We start from the raw sequence: 13,832 nt of genomic DNA, 5'->3' as shown, positions 1-13,832 counted from the left end.
ACCCGACCGTAAGGTTGCGCCCATGCGGATCGTGCACACCTCCGACTGGCACCTGGGCCGGACGTTCCACGGGGTCGAGCTGCTCGCCGACCAGCGTCGCGCACTGTCGCATCTGGCCGCACTGGTCGCCGCGGAGTCGGCCGACGCCGTCATCGTCGCCGGTGACGTGTACGACCGGTCCGTCCCGTCCGCCGACGCGGTCCGCGTGTACGACGAGGGCCTGGCCGAGATCGCCGCTGCGGGAGCGCAGATCGTCGTCACCTCGGGCAATCACGACTCGCCCACCCGCCTCGGTGCGGGGTCGGGATTCGCCGCCGCCGGTGGCCTGCATCTGCGGACCTCGATCGCCGACATCGACCGTCCGGTCATCCTGTCGGACGCCCACGGAGACGTCGCGTTCTACGGCATCCCCTATCTCGAACCCGACACCGCGCGACGCCACCTCGGCGTCGAGTCGATCGGCGGGCACACCGCTGTCCTCGACGCCGCCATGACTCGCGTCCGCACCGATCTGACTGCGCGCCGGGTTCGGTCCGTGGTCGTCGCCCACGCCTTCGTCAGCGGGGCCGCGGCCTCCGGTTCGGAGCGCTCGATCAGTGTCGGCGGGGTGGAAACGGTTCCCGCCGAGACGTTCTCGGGCGCCGACTACGTCGCCCTCGGGCATCTGCACTCGCCGCAACGTGTCACCGACACGGTCCGTTACAGCGGTTCGCTGCTGCCGTACTCCTTCGGTGAGCGAACCCACCGGAAGGCGGCCCTGGTGGTGGATCTCGACGCCGACGGCGTCGCCGAGGTCCGCGCACACGAGCTGCCCGTCGTCCGCGAACTGAGCTCTCTCACCGGCGTTCTCGGCGACCTGCTGACCGACGAAAGGTACGCCGCGGCGCAGGACCACTACGTCGAGGTGACGCTGACCGACCCGGTCCGCCCGACCGACGCGATGCGTCGGCTGCGCGAGCGGTTCCCGTTCGCGGTCCATGTGCAGTGGGAGCGGCCGCATTCCGGCTCCGGCGTCGACTACCGTTCCCGCGTGCGCGGCCGGACCGACGCCGAGATCGTTGCATCGTTCATCGAGGACGTACGCGACGAGCCGACGAAGGGGGAGCGGGTGCTCCTCGAACGCGCACTCCGCGCCGTGGTCGGCGAACCCGAATCGGATGCGGCCGAACTGACCCTGTTCGACATCGAGGCGATCGTCGCGGAGTCCGCATGAGGCTGCACCGTCTGCGCGTCCGGGCCTTCGGTCCGTTCGCCGACGAGATCACGGTCGACTTCGACGACCTCGGCGGTGACGGACTGTTCCTGCTGCACGGCCAGACCGGCGCCGGCAAGACCACGGTCCTCGACGCGGTCGCCTTCGCACTGTTCGGTCGGGTACCGGGCGTGCGCGACACCAACCGGCGCCTGCACTCGGATCACGCTGCGGCCGAGGACATCCCGGAGGTCGAACTCGAGGCGACGATCGCGTCCCGCCGACTCCGGATCACGCGGTCGCCCGAACACGAACGACCCAAGAAGCGCGGCGACGGCACCCGCAAGGTGAACGCTCGGGCGACGCTCGTGTGGGTCGACGGATCCGGACCCGACCTGACCCGCATCCCCGAGATCGGCGACGCCGTGGTCCGGCTGCTGGGGATGAGTGCCGATCAGTTCTTCCAGGTGGTCCTGCTGCCGCAGGGCGACTTCGCCCGATTCCTGCGCGCGCACTCCGATGAGCGGGAAGCGCTGCTGGAGCGGTTGTTCGACACCGAGCGGTTCGGTGACCTCGAGGAGTGGTTGCGTGACCGCGCGCGGGAGAGCGCGGCGAAGCTGACCGAACAGACCGCCGTGCTCGACCGGGTCGCCGGTCAGATCGTGGCGGTGGGCGGGGTCGAACCGACCGCCGAACCCGACTTCGACTGGGCGCAGGAATGTCTCGAGCGTGCGCGCACCGCCGCGGAGCGCATGCGCCTCGAGTCAGGTGCGGCGCAGGCCGCGGCCGACCAGACGCAGGCCGCGTACGAGAGCGGGAGCCGGCTCGCCGAGCTGCGTCGCCGGGGGCGTGCGGCCACCGAGCGACTCGCACGGCTCGCGGACGGCGAAGCCGCTCTGAGCGCGGCGGCACAGGCTCGTCGGCAGGCCCTGCAGGCGGCGCCCATCGTGCCGCTCGCCGACGACGCCGACCGTGTCACTCGCGAACTCACGGTCGCCGAGCAGGCCGTCACGCGTGCGCACGCAGAGCTGTGCGCGCTGCCGGAGGGTGAGTCTCTGTGCGCCGGCGGGTCAGACGAGGATCTCGACGCACGCCTGGATGCGGCGATCGACCGCTGGACCGAGGAGTCGGGGCGGTGGGAGCCCCTCGCCGAACGCGTCGCGCAGCGGCCGGCTCTGGTCGCCGAGATCCAGACCCTGGACTCGGCCATCGTCGAGGCGGACCGCCGCACTGCCCAGACCCGGACCCTGCTCGACGCCGCGCCGGGCCGTCGCGCCGAGGCCGTCGCCGCACTGGCGGAAGCGGGGGAGTTGCGGATGCAGGGCCCGAAACTCCGGGCCGAGCGCGACGCACTCCGCCGCGTACGCGACGCACTCACCGACCGGGACGAGGTGCTGGTCCGGCTCGCGACCGCGGAGAAGGAGTTGCTCGACGCCCGCGACGCCAATGCCGCTGCGCGGGAGCGCGTGCTCGACGCCCGCGAGCGTCGCCTCGCCGGGATGGCAGTGGAACTGGCGGGCGGGCTCGTCGAGGGTGAACCCTGCGTCGTGTGTGGTTCAGAGACGCACCCTCGACCGGCCACCGACGACGGCGACGCCCCGGCGTCCGAGGTCACAGCCTACGAAGACGCGGCAGCGGCCGCCGAGGAGCGGGCGAGCGCGATCAAGGCCATCGCGCAATCCGCGGTGGCGGCTCTCGTCGAACGCCGTACGCATCTCGCCGCCGTGATCGGTGGTGCTCGTTCCGACGCCGTCGACGCCGACCTCGCCCGGGTGGGCGCCGAACTGGCTGCCGCGGAACGTGCCGCGTCGCGACTACCCGCGCTGCAGACGGCGGTCGATCGGATCGACGCCGAGGTCGATGGGTGGCGCACCACCCTCGCCGACGACGAGTCGGCCCAGTCCGCCCGTCGCGAGCGGGTGACCGCGTTGCGGCAGAACCTCACCGAGCTCGATGAGGCCGTCCGGGAGGCAACCGGCGGACGCGGCGGGGTCGCCGAGCGGCGCCGTGAACTCGCCGAGCTGGTCCGTCGCACACGTCGTCACCGGAACGCCCGGCAAGAAGCTGCGCGAGCGCGGGACCGGGTCGCCGAGGCGACCGATCGATTGTCCGCGGCGTGTGCCGACGCCGGGTTCGACGATGTCGCCGCCGTCCGAGCGGCATTCGCCCCGGACAAGCAGATCGCGGCGTGGGACACGTTGCTGCAGGAGGCCGCCAGTCTGCGCGCCGCTGCCGAGGAGACCCTCGCCGACGAGGATGTGCGCGCCGCGATGTCGGCTCCGGAGCCGGATGTCGAACAGCTCACCGCAGACCGTGATGCCGCCCGCCGCCGCCTGGACACCGCCGCGAAGGAACACGCCGTGGCCGGCCGGCAGGCGGCCGACCTCCAGGAGTACGTCACCCACTTCTGGGAGGCCATCGACGCCCTGGCGCCTCTGCAGGCACGCCACGCCGAACTCCAGGGACTCGCCGAATTGGTCAGCGGGCGCGGACAGAACGCGCGCCGGATGTCGCTGCGGTCCTACGTGCTGGCCGCGCGTCTCGACGAGGTCCTCGTCGCCGCGTCGGGGCGTCTCCGCGAGATGTCCTCGGGGCGTTATGAGTTCGTCCACACCGACGCCGCGGGTGTGCGGGGCCGGCGTGGCGGCCTCGGTATCGAGGTCCGCGACGAGTACACCGGCGCGCTCCGCCCGACGACGACGCTGTCCGGCGGCGAGACCTTCTTCGCATCGCTTGCCCTCGCACTCGGACTCGCCGATGTCGTCTCCGCGGAGTCGGGCGGCCGCGTGCTCGACACCATCTTCATCGACGAGGGATTCGGCACCCTCGATCCCGAGGCGCTCGACCTCGTCATGGGGGTCCTGGATGACTTGCGGGCCGGCGGGCGTGTCGTCGGCGTGGTGAGTCACGTTGACGAACTCCGGGCCCGAATCCCTGCCCAGCTGCACGTCCTCCGCGGCGAGCACGGGTCGTCGGTCCGAGTGCAGAGCCCGCTCGGCGTGTCCTGAGCTGCCGATTGGGATGTCGACGGATCGGTGCGCTAGGCTGAGTCCCGCCCGATGAGCCCCCGTAGCTCAGGGGATAGAGCGTCTGCCTCCGGAGCAGAAGGCCATAGGTTCGAATCCTATCGGGGGCACCAGTAGCACTGACCGGCGTAGCCGTTCTTCCCGGGAGTCTCCGGGGCCCGATCCCATAATCCCTGGCCTCCGCGCTGAACAGGTGGGCTTGGCGGGGTATGTGCCATTGTCAGGCGGCTTCTGCCGCGTTCAGCAATAGGTATCGGATACCGATACCTATTGCTGAACCGAGCAGCCCGGAGGATGTTCCCTCACACGTACGGCTCTCCCGGCGCCTCCATGCCTGATGCGGTCCGCCACCGGCACGCGGCGCTGGGCAGCAGCGTGCCACAGCCCCGGCGTGATCGCCACAGTTCCACGCGCACGCGGTGCTGATCTGCCTCAACCCACCGGCAACTCGATGCGCCGCAACGGTTCACCGCCGTCGACGAAGAGCACCCCGTCCGATCGGAGGGCCCGGGCCACGGACCGCACGGCCGCGTCGTAGAGATCGGGGTGTCGCCCGTCGAGTGCGCCGACGCGCAGCGCGAACGCCACGTCGAACGGGATGCGCGCACCGAGGTCGAAGTCCTCGATGGCGCTGCAGTCGAAGTCGAGTCGGTCCGGACCGAAGCCGCCGGCGACCGCGGCCCGGCGGGCGGCGTTCACGGCCTGAGGCGACCGATCGACGCCGAGTACGAAGCCGTCGGGTCCCACCCGCCGCGCCACCTCGCGTGCTGCCGGCCCGGGCCCGCAGCCGATCTCGAGGACTCGCAGACCAGGGGCCAGTGGCAACGCGTCGACCGCGGCAGCGAGGCGTGGTGAGAGCATGCCGCCATCATCGCCGTTTGGAGAGCCGCGTGGCCCGACCGAACTTGCTCACCTCACCGGCGTGCCCGCCGTGGGGGGCGCTCAGTTCAGCGGAAGTGGTTGTGCGCCACGCAGGGCCAGCATCTGGGTGATGATGGCGATCTCCTTGTCCTGGGTCCGTTTCATGCTCGACGCCAGGTCGCGGACGTAAGCCTGCTCGACGTTGGCCGGGTCGGCGGCGTATTCCATCATGTGCAGACCGCCCTCGTGGTGACGCAGCATCAGCTGGAGGAACCGGATGTCGACCTCGGGACCCCGCATCGCGCGGAACTGTTGCATCTCCGCCGACGTCGCCATCCCGGGCATCGGCGGCTGTTCGGCGTCGGAGTCCGCGGCACCCGCCGCTGGTGCGCCGGAGGAGGGTGCCGACATGTCCCCGTGGTCCATGTCTCCGTGGTCCATGTCCCCGTGGTCCATGTCCCCGTGGTCTGAACCACCGTCACCACCGTGGCCGTGATCGTGACCGCCGGCGGTGTGATCCGCGGGATCGGAGTGGTCGTGCCCGTTAGTCTCGGAACCGCCGTGGCCCATCCACGCCATGGTCGCGCCGGGGTTGGTGACGGGCTGACCCCAACGCGTCAGCCACGACTGCATCTGGCCGATCTCATTGCTCTGGGCGGTGAGGATGTCGAACGCCATGCTCCGCACCTCGGGGTCGGTGCCGTGTTCGAGTTCGATGGCGGCCAGTTCCACACCCTGCTCGTGGTGGCGGGTCATGTCCTGCGCAAAGCCGACGGCCGCCGAGTTCGCAGCCGGGGAATCGTCGCCGGTGGAGTCGTCGGCGAGGCTCGCCTGGATCAGCAGTCCCAGGCCGAGACCGAACAGGAGGAGTGCGGCGCCGCCCAGGGCGAGCAGGATCCGTGGGCGCGACGACGGCTCGGCCGTGTCGTCCGGACCCTCGGGAGTCGTTGTCCCGTCCCGCGATTCGGGCCGGTCGCTGTTGTCGGTCATCGCTGGTCCTCGCCGATCTCGTCGGGGCGTGCGGCCCGGTCCGTTACCTGGTCTCCTGGTCGGGTGGGAACCCGCGTCAGCCCGCGGGCTGCTGGTTGCCGCCATCCATCGGGACGGCGTCGGGGCCGGGCTCACCCTCGTCGGCCGGCGGGGGGTTCGACGGATCGAACCCGGGGATGGCGGTACAGGTGGCCTGGGTCTCGGGGTACGCGGCGGTCTGCGGGTTCTCCGGGTAGACCCCGGGCATCATGTTGCGGCGTAGCGCGGTGATGAACTGGTTGACGCGCGGATCGCGGGCGGATTCGAGCTTGAGCTGGTGTCCCCAGCTCTGCAGCGACACCGGCTGGTCGAGTCCGGGGTAGGGCGAGAGGAACAGGTACTGCTCACCGCGGACGAGTTGCTTGAGGTAGTCGAGGTCCTCCGGTGAGATCGTGTCCGGGTTGTAGGTGATCCAGACCGCGCCGTGTTCGAGGGCATGGACGGCGTTCTCCGACCGCAGCGGGTTCGGGTAGACGACGCCGGTGCAGGTCGCCCAGATCTCATCGTGCGGTCCGCCGAACGGAGGCGACTGGTCGTAGGCGACACGCTGGGTCGCGGTGACGTGCCGCGCGGCCTCGTAGTAGCGCTTCGTGACACCCGGGATGTTCGCCGACGGATCGGGATTCTGCGGTGAGGGCACGAACTCGGACACCGTTTCCACGGCGAAGTCGTCCTTCTGTTCGGCCCGCCGCTCGTTGAACTTGGGGACGAGGTAGATCGCGAGTCCGGCGATGAGGCCGATGACCACCACGACGGCGCCGATCAGCATCCAGTCGACCTGACGTCCCGTCGCCGAGGGAACGGATCCTGCTCGCTTGCGGGACTTGGGGACGTTGGCCCCTGGTTTGCGCGCCATTGACTTCTTTCCTCATCCGACTGCGGGGGCCGAGCGGACCCGCGGGAGACCCGGCCCGCGCTCGGCGCACACGAGTGTACTGGTGGGCCCGATGGGTGGAGCAGGGTGCGATTGTCGGTGTAGTGGCCGCGGCCAATAGGATGGTGTCCTGTGACTCCCGCCGACCTGGCCGCGCTGCTGCGCGACGTGACCCTGACCGTGGTCCGCGACCGCGGACTGGACGAGAACCTGGTGCCCGACTCCATCGTCGTCGAGCGCCCCCGTCACGCTGACCACGGCGACTATTCCACCAACGTCGCCCTGCAGATGGGCAAGCGGCTCGGCGTGAACCCGCGGGAACTCGCCGGCTGGCTCGCGGAGGCGTTCGCCGCGGCCGAGGGTGTCGCGAAGGCCGAGATCGCCGGTCCCGGGTTCGTGAACCTCTGGCTCGGGGCCGCCGCGCAGAACACCGTCGTCGCGGCGGTGCTGGCCCGGGGTGCGGACTACGGCCGCGGAAACGAACTCGCCGGCTCGGTCATCAACCTCGAATTCGTGTCGGCCAATCCGACCGGGCCGATCCACCTGGGCGGTACCCGCTGGGCGGCCGTCGGCGACGCGCTCGGCCGCGTGCTGGCCGCTCGCGGTGGTGCGGTCACGCGCGAGTACTACTTCAACGACCACGGTGCCCAGATCGACCGGTTCGCCCGGTCGCTGGAGGCCGCGGCACTAGGCAACCCGACCCCGGAGGACGGCTACGCGGGCGATTACATCGCCGACATCGCCGCGAAGGTCGTCGAGATGGTCCCCGAGGTGCTGTCGCAGCCCGACGCCGACCGCCTCGAGACGTTCCGTTCGGTCGGGGTGGACCTGATGTTCACCCACATCAAGCAGAGCCTCCACGACTTCGGCACCGACTTCGACGTCTTCACCCATGAGGACAAGATGTTCGCCACCGGCCTCGTCGACGAGTGCATCGGCGAGCTCAAGGCCAATGGCAACCTGTACGAGAAGGACGGCGCGTGGTGGCTGCGGTCCACCGAGTTCGGTGACGACAAGGACCGTGTGGTCCTCAAGAGCGACGGCAACGCCGCCTACATCGCGGGCGACATCGCCTACTACCGTGACAAGCGCAACCGCGGCTTCAACCTCTGCATCTACATGCTCGGCGCCGATCACCACGGGTACATCAGCCGGCTCAAGGCCGCGGCGGCGGCGCTCGGCGACGACCCGGCCACCGTCGAGGTGCTGATCGGCCAGATGGTCAACCTCGTGCGCGACGGCACGCCGGTCCGTATGAGCAAGCGTGCCGGCACGGTCATCACGCTCGACGACCTCGTCGACGCGGTCGGCGTCGACGGCGCGCGCTATTCGCTGATCCGCTCGTCGGTCGACGTCAACATCGACATCGATCTCGACCTGCTCACCAAACAGTCCAACGACAACCCGGTGTTCTACGTGCAGTACGCCCACGCGCGGATGTCCGCACTGGCCCGCAACGCCGCTGACCTCGGGGTCGTGTCGTCGCTGGACCATCTCGACCTGCTCGACGATCCCGCCGAGGGCGAATTGATCCGCACCATCGGCGATTTCGACGATGTCGTCGCGACCGCCGCCACGTTGCGCGAACCGCACCGGGTCTGTCGCTACCTCGAGGTCCTCGCCGGCACCTACCACCGGTTCTATGCCAAGTGCCGTGTCCTGCCGCAGGGTGACGAGAAACCGGCGGACATCCACCGGGCCCGGCTCGCCCTGTGCGAGGCCACCCGTCAGGTCTTGGCCAACGGCCTGGGGCTCGTCGGCGTCACCGCGCCGGAGCAGATGTGAACGCACACCCCGCCGGCCCCCGGCACGCCGAACTGCTGGCCGCACCCCATCTCGCCGAGCGTCCGAACGACCCGGCGGTGCTCGCCGCCATCCCCGCACAGGTGTGGCCGCGCAACGCATCCCGCGACGAATCGGGCGAGCTGCGGTTGGCCGGCGTGCCGGTGAGTCAGCTCGCCGAAGAGTTCGGGACGCCGGCGTTCGTCGTGGACGAGGCCGACTTCCGGTCGCGCTGCCGGGACATGATGGCGGCGTTCGGCCCGTACGGGCGAGTGCACTACGCGTCGAAGGCGTTCCTGAGTACCGAGATCGCGCGCTGGGTCGACGACGAGGGGCTGTCCCTGGACGTCTGCAGCGGTGGTGAACTCGCCATCGCACTGCGCGCCGGTTTCCCGCCGGAGCGAATCGCATTGCACGGCAACAACAAGAGCGTCGACGAGCTGCGCGCTGCGGTCGACGCCGGGATCGGGCACGTCGTCCTCGACTCGATGATCGAGATCGATCGGCTCGACGTGATCGCCGGCGAACGCGGTGTCGTCGCCGACGTGCTGGTGCGCGTGACCGTCGGTGTCGAAGCGCACACCCACGAGTTCATCTCGACCGCACACGAGGACCAGAAGTTCGGATTCTCGCTCGCCGGTGGGATCGCGATGGAAGCCATCCGGCGGGTCTTCGCGACCGACAACCTCAGGCTCGTGGGTCTGCACAGCCACATCGGGTCGCAGATCTTCGACATGGACGGATTCGAGCTGGCCGCCCACCGAGTGCTCGGACTGCTCCGCGACGTCGTCGGCGAGTTCGGTGTCGAGAAGACCGCGCAGATGTCGGTCGTCGATCTCGGTGGCGGACTGGGGATCTCGTACCTCCCCGACGAGCGTCCGCTGCCGGTGCAGAAGGTGGCGGAGACGCTCGCGGCGATCGTCGAGCGGGAGTCGGCAGCACTCGGGCTGCCCATGCCGACCATCGCCGTCGAACCGGGCCGCGCCATCGCCGGTCCCGGCACGATCACGCTGTATCGCGTCGGCACCGTGAAGGACGTCGCACTGGGCGGCGGCGCCGTACGACGCTACGTCTCCGTCGACGGCGGCATGAGCGACAACATCCGCACCGTTCTCTACGACGCCGAATACGACGTGCGGCTCGTGTCCCGGGTGTCGGAGGCCCGTGCGGTGGTGTGCCGGGTGGTGGGAAAGCATTGCGAGAGCGGCGACATCGTGATCAAGGACTGTTGGCTGCCGGAGGATCTCGGCCCCGGCGACCTGATCGCGGTGGCGGCCACCGGTGCCTACTGCTACTCGATGTCGAGCCGCTACAACATGACCATGAGACCGCCCGTGGTGGCGGTGGCCGACGGGAACGCCCGGCTGCTGCTGCGCCGGGAGACCATCGACGACTTCCTCAGCCTGGAGGTGGGCCTGTGACCGGATCAGTGCAGAACACAAGTGGCGCAACCGATGCGGACTCGCGCACCATCGGTGTCGCGGTGCTCGGCATGGGCAATGTCGGTGCCGAGGTGGTGCGCATCATCACCGACAACGCCGACGACCTCCGGGCGCGCGTCGGGGCTCCCGTGGAGATCCGCGGCGTCGCGGTGCGGGATCTCGGCCGTCCCCGCAAGATCGCGCAGGATCTCCTGACCGACGACCCGGCGGCACTCGTCGCGCGCGACGACGTCGACATCGTCGTCGAGTTGATGGGCGGCATCGACCCGGCCCGCGGTCTGATCCGGTCGGCGCTCGAGAGCGGCAAGTCGGTGGTGACGGCGAACAAGGCGCTCCTCGCCGAGTACACCGGCGAACTCGCGACCGCCGCGGCGGATGCCAAGGTGGACCTCTACTTCGAGGCCGCGGTCGCCGGCGCCATCCCGGTCATCCGTCCGCTGATGCAGTCCCTGGCCGGCGACACCGTCGAGCGGGTCAACGGAATCGTCAACGGGACCACCAACTTCATCCTCTCCGCGATGGACGAGACGGGCGCCGACTACGCCGACACCCTTGCCGAGGCCGGCCGCCTCGGATATGCCGAAGCCGATCCGACGGCCGACGTCGAGGGCTACGACGCCGCGGCCAAGGCGGCGATCCTCGCCTCGATCGCCTTCCACACGCGGGTCACGGCGGCCGATGTGCACCGCGAGGGCATCTCCTCGGTCACGTCCGCCGACCTGATCGCGGCCAAGAAGTTCGACTGCACGATCAAACTGCTCTCGATCTGCGAGCGCGTCCGTGACGCCAATGGCGCGCAACGGATCTCGGCACGCGTGTACCCCGCGCTGATTCCGCTGACCCACCCGCTGGCGACCGTGAACGGCGCGTTCAACGCCGTCGTCGTGGAAGCCGAGAACGCTGGGCGGCTGATGTTCTACGGTCAGGGTGCCGGGGGATCACCGACGGCATCGGCCGTTCTCGGCGACATGGTCATGGCCGCCCGCAACCGCGTGCACGGCGGGCGCGGACCGCTCGAGTCGACCTACGCCTCCCTGCCCGTCGCCCCGATCGACGACGTGTTCACGCGGTATTACGTCTCGATGCGGGTGGCCGACAAGCCCGGCGTGCTGGCGCAGGTCGCGGGGGAGTTCTCGAAGCGGTCGGTCAGCATCGCTGCGGTGCGCCAGGAGGGCGCGGGCGACGACGCCCGCCTGATCCTGGTCACCCACCGCGCCCCCGACCGAGCTCAATCGGATTGTGTTGCGGCGCTTGAAGACATGGACGCCGTCATCAAGGTGTCGAGTGTGTTGCGATTGGAAGGTACCGATGACTGAAGCGACTTCTACGCCTGTGCACCGCGCGTGGCCGGGCCTCATCGAGGCCTACCGGTCGCGGTTGCCCGTCGCCGACGACTGGAAGGTCGTCACGCTGCTCGAGGGTGGCACCCCGCTGATCAGTGCGCCGCATCTGTCGTCGCTGACCGGTTGCGAGGTCTACCTCAAGGTGGAGGGCCTCAACCCCACCGGTTCGTTCAAGGACCGCGGCATGACGATGGCCGTCAGCAACGCGGTCAACAACGGCAAGACCGCGGTCCTGTGCGCATCCACGGGCAACACCTCGGCATCGGCCGCCGCATACGCCACCCGGGCCGGGATCACCTGCGCCGTCCTGATCCCGCAGGGCAAGATCGCGATGGGCAAGCTCGCTCAGGCGGTCATGCACGGCGCCAAGATCATCCAGGTCGAGGGCAACTTCGACGACTGTCTCGAACTCGCGCGCAAGGCGACCGCCGAGTTCACCGAGATCGAACTCGTGAACTCGGTCAACCCGGCGCGGATCGAGGGTCAGAAGACCGCCGCCTTCGAGATCGTCGACGTGCTGGGCCGTGCCCCCGACGTCCACGCTCTGCCGGTCGGGAACGCGGGCAACATCACCGCGTACTGGAAGGGCTACAAGGAGTATCGCGCCGACGGAGTCTCGTCGTCGGTGCCGCGCATGCTCGGTGTCCAGGCCGCGGGCGCCGCGCCGCTGGTGAACGGCGCGCCGGTGAAGGACCCGGAGACCGTCGCCACCGCCATCCGCATCGGTTCCCCGGCCAGCTGGAACCAGGCCGTCGCCGCGAAGGACGAGTCGACCGGGCAGTTCCTGGCGGCCACCGACGAGAAGCTGCTCGAGGCCTACCGACTCGTCGCCGGCAAGGAGGGCGTGTTCGTCGAGCCGGCGTCGGCCGCCAGCGTCGCGGGCCTGCTCGCCGCGAGTGCCGACGGCTGGATCGAGCGGGGCTCGACCGTGGTGTGCACGGTCACCGGCAACGGTCTGAAGGACCCCGACACCGCGCTGGCGGGCATCCCGGCGGTCGAGGCCATTCCGGTGGACCCGGTGGCGGTCGCGAATGCTCTCGGTGTCGGCTGACGGGGCCGGGTCCGCGGCGGCTGCTGCGGGAACGGTGCCGGTAGGGCTCTCGACGAGGGTCCGCGTGCCCGCCTCCAGTGCCAACCTGGGGCCCGGATTCGACTGTCTCGGAATAGCTCTCGGAATCTACGACGAGGTGATCGTCGAGACGGTCCCGGATGGCGTCACCCTCGAGGTCGAGGGTGAGGGCGCCGACGCCGTGCCCCGCGACGACTCGCACCTCGTGGTGCGGGCGCTCACGCACGGACTGGCACACGCCGGGCTGCGGGCCCCCGGTCTGACATTGCGCTGCGTCAACCGGATCCCGCATTCCCGGGGTCTGGGTTCGTCCGCCGCCGCCGCGGTGTCGGGTCTCGCCGCCGCGTCGGGCCTGATCTCGGCCGCCGGCCTCGGTCCGGGGCTCTCGGCCGACGAACTGGTACAACTGTCCAGCGAATTCGAGGGTCACCCCGACAACGCGGCCGCGAGCGTGCTCGGCTCGGCGGTCGTCACGTGGACCGAATCAGCCGACGGCGTCGCCTCGTATCACGCGCACCGTCTCCCGGTGCACCCCGACATCTACGCAACGGTCTTCGTGCCCGACACCGAGTCGTCGACGTCGTTCACCCGCGGGCTGCTCCCGGATTCGGTTCCGCGCGCCGACGCCGTGTTCAACCTGAGCCGGTCGGCCCTCGCCGTCGTCGCGCTGACCACCGATCCGCGCAACCTCATGGCCGCGTCCCAGGATCGGTTGCACCAGCCGTACCGGGCGTCGGCGATGGCGCCGACGCACGATCTGGTCAGCGCGCTGCGTGCTCGGGGACATGCTGCGACGGTGTCCGGAGCGGGACCGACCGTCCTGGTGCTCGGTACGGCGCCGGTGCCCGCCGAGATCCGTCAGCTGGCGCAGGGCCTCGGGTTCGACGCCCGGTCGGTCGCCGTCGCCGGCGGCGTCGAGATCACCGTCGGCTGATCGGCGTCGTCCGCACGACCGCCGGAGTGAAAGCGCATTCATTTGGCGCTTCCGGCGTGTTGCCCCTATCATGCGAACGGGGTTACCATATTCTGGTCTAGCCGCGCAGGCTTGTCCTGCCGCTTCTCATCCTTCACCGATCGGAGATGACCGGCTGTGTATCCGGGCCGGGGTCATGGATCTCTGTCGACGGTGCCGAAGCGCAGGTGTTTCCGGGCACGCTCGCAGCGGACCACACATTCTCACCGTCCACCGCGGACGGACTCCCTAGCGCACAGAA

At 69.9% G+C, this 13,832-nt stretch carries 10 protein-coding genes and 1 tRNA gene; 8 read left to right on the top strand and 3 right to left on the bottom strand.

Going from position 1 to position 13,832, the window contains the following annotated elements; genetic code table 11:
* Positions 1-22: 22 nt before the first annotated feature.
* From JW364_RS11460 to JW364_RS11450, 3 genes are all read left to right on the top strand, one after another.
* Entirely contained in the window at positions 23-1,213 is a 1,191-nt protein-coding gene (locus tag JW364_RS11460; RefSeq protein WP_068969917.1) for an exonuclease SbcCD subunit D, read from the top strand.
* Complete coding sequence (locus JW364_RS11455) at positions 1,210-4,200, top strand: AAA family ATPase (RefSeq protein ID WP_205333590.1); 2,991 nt, start codon at positions 1,210-1,212, stop codon at positions 4,198-4,200. The genes JW364_RS11460 and JW364_RS11455 overlap by 4 nt, the downstream gene beginning before the upstream one ends.
* Positions 4,201-4,255: 55 nt before the next feature.
* Positions 4,256-4,331: transfer RNA gene (locus tag JW364_RS11450), tRNA-Arg, on the top strand.
* A 319-nt stretch (positions 4,332-4,650) separates the two neighbouring features.
* Here JW364_RS11450 and JW364_RS11445 read toward each other — a convergent pair.
* From JW364_RS11445 to JW364_RS11435, 3 genes are all read right to left on the bottom strand, one after another.
* Complete coding sequence (locus JW364_RS11445; protein WP_205333589.1) at positions 4,651-5,079, bottom strand: cyclopropane-fatty-acyl-phospholipid synthase family protein; 429 nt, start codon at positions 5,077-5,079, stop codon at positions 4,651-4,653.
* A gap of 81 nt (positions 5,080-5,160) precedes the next feature.
* Positions 5,161-6,069, bottom strand: coding sequence for a DUF305 domain-containing protein (locus JW364_RS11440; protein WP_165630231.1), 909 nt, complete (start codon positions 6,067-6,069; stop codon positions 5,161-5,163).
* A 76-nt stretch (positions 6,070-6,145) separates the two neighbouring features.
* Positions 6,146-6,964, bottom strand: a complete 819-nt coding sequence (locus JW364_RS11435; protein WP_058252744.1) for a DUF3105 domain-containing protein — start codon at positions 6,962-6,964, stop codon at positions 6,146-6,148.
* Positions 6,965-7,114: 150 nt separating this feature from the next.
* On the opposite strand from JW364_RS11435, the gene argS reads away from it, so the two are divergent.
* From argS to thrB, 5 genes are read left to right on the top strand one after another with little or no spacing between them, the layout of a single operon-like run.
* Positions 7,115-8,767: an arginine--tRNA ligase gene (argS, locus tag JW364_RS11430; RefSeq protein ID WP_205333588.1), complete on the top strand. Its 1,653-nt coding sequence runs from the start codon at positions 7,115-7,117 to the stop codon at positions 8,765-8,767.
* Complete coding sequence (lysA, locus tag JW364_RS11425) at positions 8,764-10,185, top strand: diaminopimelate decarboxylase (protein ID WP_065632836.1); 1,422 nt, start codon at positions 8,764-8,766, stop codon at positions 10,183-10,185. The genes argS and lysA overlap by 4 nt, the downstream gene beginning before the upstream one ends.
* On the top strand, positions 10,182-11,522 hold the full coding sequence (locus JW364_RS11420) for a homoserine dehydrogenase (RefSeq protein ID WP_165630230.1): 1,341 nt from the start codon (positions 10,182-10,184) through the stop codon (positions 11,520-11,522). Before lysA ends, JW364_RS11420 begins: the two co-directional genes overlap by 4 nt.
* On the top strand, positions 11,515-12,600 hold the full coding sequence (gene thrC, locus JW364_RS11415) for a threonine synthase (RefSeq protein ID WP_159370574.1): 1,086 nt from the start codon (positions 11,515-11,517) through the stop codon (positions 12,598-12,600). The genes JW364_RS11420 and thrC overlap by 8 nt, the downstream gene beginning before the upstream one ends.
* The gene (gene thrB / locus JW364_RS11410) at positions 12,581-13,552 is read left to right on the top strand and encodes a homoserine kinase (RefSeq protein WP_068969915.1); all 972 of its coding nucleotides are present in this window, start codon (positions 12,581-12,583) and stop codon (positions 13,550-13,552) included. Before thrC ends, thrB begins: the two co-directional genes overlap by 20 nt.
* The last annotated feature ends 280 nt before the right edge of the window (positions 13,553-13,832 follow it).

The organism is Gordonia sp. BP-119, from assembly GCF_016924115.1.
Taxonomy (GTDB): Bacteria; Actinomycetota; Actinomycetes; order Mycobacteriales; family Mycobacteriaceae; genus Gordonia; species Gordonia hongkongensis.
Note: the sequence above shows the minus strand (reverse complement) of the source record. Positions and strands in the feature narration are given on the sequence as shown.

Excerpts from the sequence above, each read along its gene's own strand:
- JW364_RS11460 (WP_068969917.1), top strand. The coding sequence starts at position 23 with ATGCGGATCGTGCACACCTCCGACTGGCACCTGGGCCGGACGTTCCAC.
- JW364_RS11455 (WP_205333590.1), top strand. The coding sequence starts at position 1,210 with ATGAGGCTGCACCGTCTGCGCGTCCGGGCCTTCGGTCCGTTCGCCGAC.
- JW364_RS11440 (WP_165630231.1), bottom strand. The coding sequence starts at position 6,069 with ATGACCGACAACAGCGACCGGCCCGAATCGCGGGACGGGACAACGACT.
- JW364_RS11435 (WP_058252744.1), bottom strand. The coding sequence starts at position 6,964 with ATGGCGCGCAAACCAGGGGCCAACGTCCCCAAGTCCCGCAAGCGAGCA.
- JW364_RS11445 (WP_205333589.1), bottom strand. The coding sequence starts at position 5,079 with ATGCTCTCACCACGCCTCGCTGCCGCGGTCGACGCGTTGCCACTGGCC.
- thrB (WP_068969915.1), top strand. The coding sequence starts at position 12,581 with ATGCTCTCGGTGTCGGCTGACGGGGCCGGGTCCGCGGCGGCTGCTGCG.
- thrC (WP_159370574.1), top strand. The coding sequence starts at position 11,515 with ATGACTGAAGCGACTTCTACGCCTGTGCACCGCGCGTGGCCGGGCCTC.